We start from the raw sequence: 4,350 nt of genomic DNA on the forward strand, positions 1-4,350 counted from the left end.
CCCCCCCCCCCCCCCCCCCCCCCCCCCCCCACCCCCCTGCGGCTGTGCGATACGTACGATCAGGCTCGGTGCGGCGGGCAGCCGGACGTCCCCTTGAGCGGAAATGCTGTAGCGGATCCCGTAGTTCTGCTGCAGAACACGCAGATACTGCCCGTCGACGCTGCGCTGGAAGGCATTCGCCAACTGCTGTCCGTCACCGACCGCCAGCACCGTGTACGGCGGCACCAGCGGTTTGTTGTCCACCAGTATGGCGTCACCCGCGGCCCTGATCGCCGACAGCGCCGTCAGCCGCTGCCCGTTGACCGCGACGGCCTCCGCCCCGGACTGCCACAGGCCGTTGACGATGCGCTGCATGTCACGGTCGCGCACCCGGCCCGTATCGGCGAAGCCGGTGCTCTCGCGCGGACCGCCGCCACCGCTCTGCTTCGTCTGCTTGGCGTCGTCCACGACGAGCTTGACCCCCGGGCCCTGCACCGCGGTCGCGCCCGCGAGGAGCGACACGACATCGGCCTTGTCGCCGCCGTGCTCCTCCAGTACGTCGCGCTGCTTGGTGCCGACGGCGTTCCGCAGGGTGTCGACGTTCTTCTGCAGCGCGTCGGCGGCCTCGGTCTCCCGCCCGATGCGGTCGATGAGCTGCTGGCGCTCCTTGGCCAGTGTCGGTGCCGATATCTGCGCCTGCGCCGCCCCCAGCGTCACCACCACCGCGGCGAGCAGCAGGGCCGCGGCGAGGCCCAGCTTCGCACGCAGCGGGCTCGGCAGCTTGCTGCCGCCCTCCTCCTTGCGCCTGGCCGCCGCCTCCGCGTATCCGTCGTCGAGGCTGTGGTCCATCACGTTGGTCAGCAGCGACATGGAGGCATCGGGGCGCGAAGCAGGCGGGACCGTGCTCCGAACGGGGGGCTGCTGCGACATGCCGCACATCGTCGCACGTCGGGGGCGTCGTCTCCCAATGGCCCCACCGGCGCGCCGGGCGCGGGATCACTCCGGCACCGGTTGTCCGGCTCCAAGGAGACGACGCCCGCCGGGTCCTGACCCGGCGTCCGCGGTCAGCGCCCGGCGCCGTCCACGACCGCCGACCACTCGTCGAGCAGGGCCTGCGCCGAGGAGTCGTCCGGCCCCTCGGCCCACAGGTGGGTCACGGCCTCGGCCGGGTCGGGCAGCACCATGATCCAGCGCCCGTCGGCCTCGACCACCCGTACCCCGTCCGTGGTGTCCACGTGCCGGTCCCCGGCCGCCTCGACCACGGACCGCATCACGAGCCCCTTGACCGCCCACGGGGTCGCGAGGTCGCGGCGGAGCACGTGGGCGCGCGGGATGCGTGCGTCTATCTGGCTGAGCGTGAGCTGAGTGCGCGCCACCAGACCGATGAGGCGGACGAATGCGGCAGTCCCGTCGAAAACGCTGGTGGACTCCGGCACGATGAAGCCGCCGCGCCCGTCCCCGCCGAAGATCGTGGTGTCCGCGCGGCCGACCCTGGTCAGGTCGTCGGGCGACGTCGTCGTCCACTCGACCTGGGTGCCGTGGTACGCAGCCACCTGTTCGGCGATACGGGTGGTGGTCACCGGCAGCGCCACCTTGCCGCTGCGCCGCTCGGCGGCCACCAGGTCGAGCAGGACGAGCAGGGCCCGGTCGTCCTCCACGATCCGGCCGCGCTCGTCGACGAGGGAGATCCGCTCGCCCACCGGGTCGAAGCGCACTCCGAACGCGGCGCGGGCCGAGGCCACGATCTCCCCGAGCCGGACGAGGCCGGAGCGGCGGTCGTCCGCGGTCTCGGTGGGACGGGACTCGTCGAGCCCGGGGTTGATGGTGAACGCCTCCACGCCGAGCCGGCCGAGCAGGCTGGGCAGGACGAGGCCGGCGCTGCCGTGCGCCGCGTCCACCACGACTTTCAGCCCCGCCTCGGCGACCCCGCTGGTGTCCACGGACCGCAGCAGCGAGCCCGCGTAGGAGTCGTAGACGCTGGAGGGGAAGGACAGGTCTCCGATCTCCCCGGGGAAGGCCCTCCGGTACTCCTGGCGGGCGTAGACGCGGTCGAGCTTGCGCTGTCCGGCCTGGGAGAGGTCGGCGCCACGCTCGTCGAAGAACATGATGTCCACGGAGTCGGGCACGCCCGGCGTCGTCCGGATCATGATGCCGCCCGCGCTGCCGCGCGCCGTCTGCTGGCGGGCCACCGGCAGCGGGACGTTCTCCAGGTCTCGGACGTCTATGGCGCTGGCCTGCAGGGCGGAGATCACGGCGCGCTTGAGCGCTCGCGCACCGCGGGAGTGATCGCGGGCCGTGGTGACGGTCGAGCCCTTCTTGAGCGTCGTGGCGTACGCGCCGGCGAGCCGTACCGCGAGCTCGGGCGTGATCTCCACGTTGAGGACGCCGGACACTCCACGCGCACCGAAGAGATGGGCCTGGCCCCGGGACTCCCAGATCACCGAGGTGTTGACGAACGCGCCCGCCTCGATGGTCTTGAAGGGATAGACCCGGACATTGCCCTGAATAATCGATTCCTCACCGACGAGGCACTCGTCGCCGATGACCGCGCCGTCCTCGATCCTGGCGGCGCGCATGATGTCGGTGTTCTTGCCGATGACGCAGCCGCGCAGGTTGCTCTGCTGGCCGATGTAGACGTTGTCGTGGACGACGGCCTTGTGCAGGAAGGCTCCGCTCTTGACGACGACGTTGGAGCCGACGACGGTGTGCTCGCGGATCTCGGCGCCGGCTTCGACCTTGGCGTAGTCGCCGATGTAGAGCGGGCCGCGGAGGGTGGCGTCGGGGTGGACCTCGGCGCCTTCGGCGACCCAGACGCCCGGGGAGATCTCGAAACCGTCTATGTCGACGTCGACTCTGCTCTCGAGCACGTCGGCCTGGGCCTTGACGTAGCTCTCGTGGGTGCCGACGTCCTCCCAGTAGCCCTCGGCGATATAGCCGTAGACCGGCTTGCCCTCCTTCATCAGCTGCGGGAAGACATCGCCCGACCAGTCCACGGGGACGTCGGCCTCGACGTAGTCGAAGACTTCGGGCTCCATGACGTAGATGCCCGTGTTCACCGTGTCGGAGAAGACCTGGCCCCAGGTGGGCTTCTCCAGGAAGCGGTCCACCTTGCCGTTCTCGTCGACGATGGTGATCCCGAATTCAAGGGGATTGGGAACACGGGTGAGGCAGACGGTGACCAGTGCGCCCTTTTCCTTGTGGAAACGGATCAGGTCGGTCAGGTCGAAATCGGTGAGGGCGTCTCCGGAGATCACCAGGAAGGCATCGTCCTTGAGTGCCTCCTCGGCGTTCTTGACGCTGCCCGCGGTGCCGAGTGGCTTTTCCTCATTGGCGTAGGTGAGCTCCATGCCGAGCTCCTCGCCGTCCCCGAAGTAGTTCCTGACGAGGGAGGCGAGGAACTGCACCGTCACCACGGTCTCGGTGAGCCCGTGCCGTTTGAGCAGTCGCAGCACATGCTCCATGATCGGCCGGTTGGCGACCGGCAGGAGCGGCTTGGGCATGCTCGAGGTCATGGGGCGAAGGCGTGTGCCTTCGCCGCCGGCCATCACGACGGCCTTCATGTCGGAAGCGTCCTCCTCGGGAGACGACGGTCATGCCGACTTCACGCCAGGGATGGCCGGAGTAGGGCCGGAGTCGGCGGCGAGATCAGTCGGCCGTGGCGTCCGCCTTGACCAGGCGGCGGACCTGGACCACATAGAGGATCCCTGCCCACCAATAGAGGGTTGTACCCCATCCGGCGAACGCCCATCCGAAAATCGCGGCAAGTGACGGCAACCAGCCCTCACCGTCACTGAGAAGCAGCAACGGGAACGCGTACATCAGGTTGAAGGTCGCGGCCTTGCCGAGGAAGTTCACCTGCGGCGGCGGATAGCCGTGGCGCCTCAGAATCCACACCATGACCAGCAGCATCGCCTCGCGGGCGATCAGGGCGGCGGTCATCCAGAGCGGAAGGATCTCACGCCATGTCAGACCGAAGAGCGTGGAAAGGATGTAGAGCCGGTCGGCGGCGGGGTCGAGCAGCCGGCCGAGGCTGCTGATCTGGTTCCAGCGCCGGGCGAGCTTTCCGTCGAGGTAGTCGCTGACGCCACTGAGGGCCAGGACGAGCAGCGCCCACCCGTCGTGCTTCTGAAGAATCAGCCACAGGAAGAGAGGGACGCCGACCAGACGCGCCATGCTGAGGATGTTCGGGATGGTGAGGACGCGGTCGGTCTGGACTCGCGTCTCCTGGACCTCCACCCGGGGGCCTCCTGTGGGAAATATGCGAACGATACCCCCCGACCTTACCCTTCGGCGCGACCGGCCCGCGGGGAGGGTGGTCCCGGAAATGCGAAAAAGCCCCGGTGGTCAACCCACCAGGGCTTTTTCTAAAAA

The 4,350-nt window shown here is 69.1% G+C and carries 3 protein-coding genes; all 3 read right to left on the reverse strand.

The window, feature by feature from the left end:
* A partial coding sequence (locus V7793_RS34100) for a DUF881 domain-containing protein (protein ID WP_336013568.1) occupies window positions 1–918 on the reverse strand: 918 nt, incomplete at its 3' end.
* A 125-nt stretch (window positions 919–1,043) separates the two neighbouring features.
* Window positions 1,044–3,539 carry a mannose-1-phosphate guanyltransferase gene (locus tag V7793_RS34105; protein ID WP_336013569.1) on the reverse strand — a complete coding sequence of 832 codons (2,496 nt, stop codon included), beginning with the start codon at window positions 3,537–3,539 and terminating at the stop codon, window positions 1,044–1,046.
* A gap of 85 nt (window positions 3,540–3,624) precedes the next feature.
* Entirely contained in the window at window positions 3,625–4,215 is a 591-nt protein-coding gene (locus tag V7793_RS34110; RefSeq protein ID WP_058041334.1) for a CDP-alcohol phosphatidyltransferase family protein, read from the reverse strand.
* Between the last annotated feature and the right edge of the window lie 135 nt (window positions 4,216–4,350).

The organism is Streptomyces sp. KLMMK (genome assembly GCF_036961605.1).
GTDB classification, from domain to species: Bacteria; Actinomycetota; Actinomycetes; order Streptomycetales; family Streptomycetaceae; genus Streptomyces; species Streptomyces telluris.

Excerpts from the sequence above, each read along its gene's own strand:
- V7793_RS34105 (WP_336013569.1), bottom strand. The coding sequence starts at position 3,539 with ATGAAGGCCGTCGTGATGGCCGGCGGCGAAGGCACACGCCTTCGCCCC.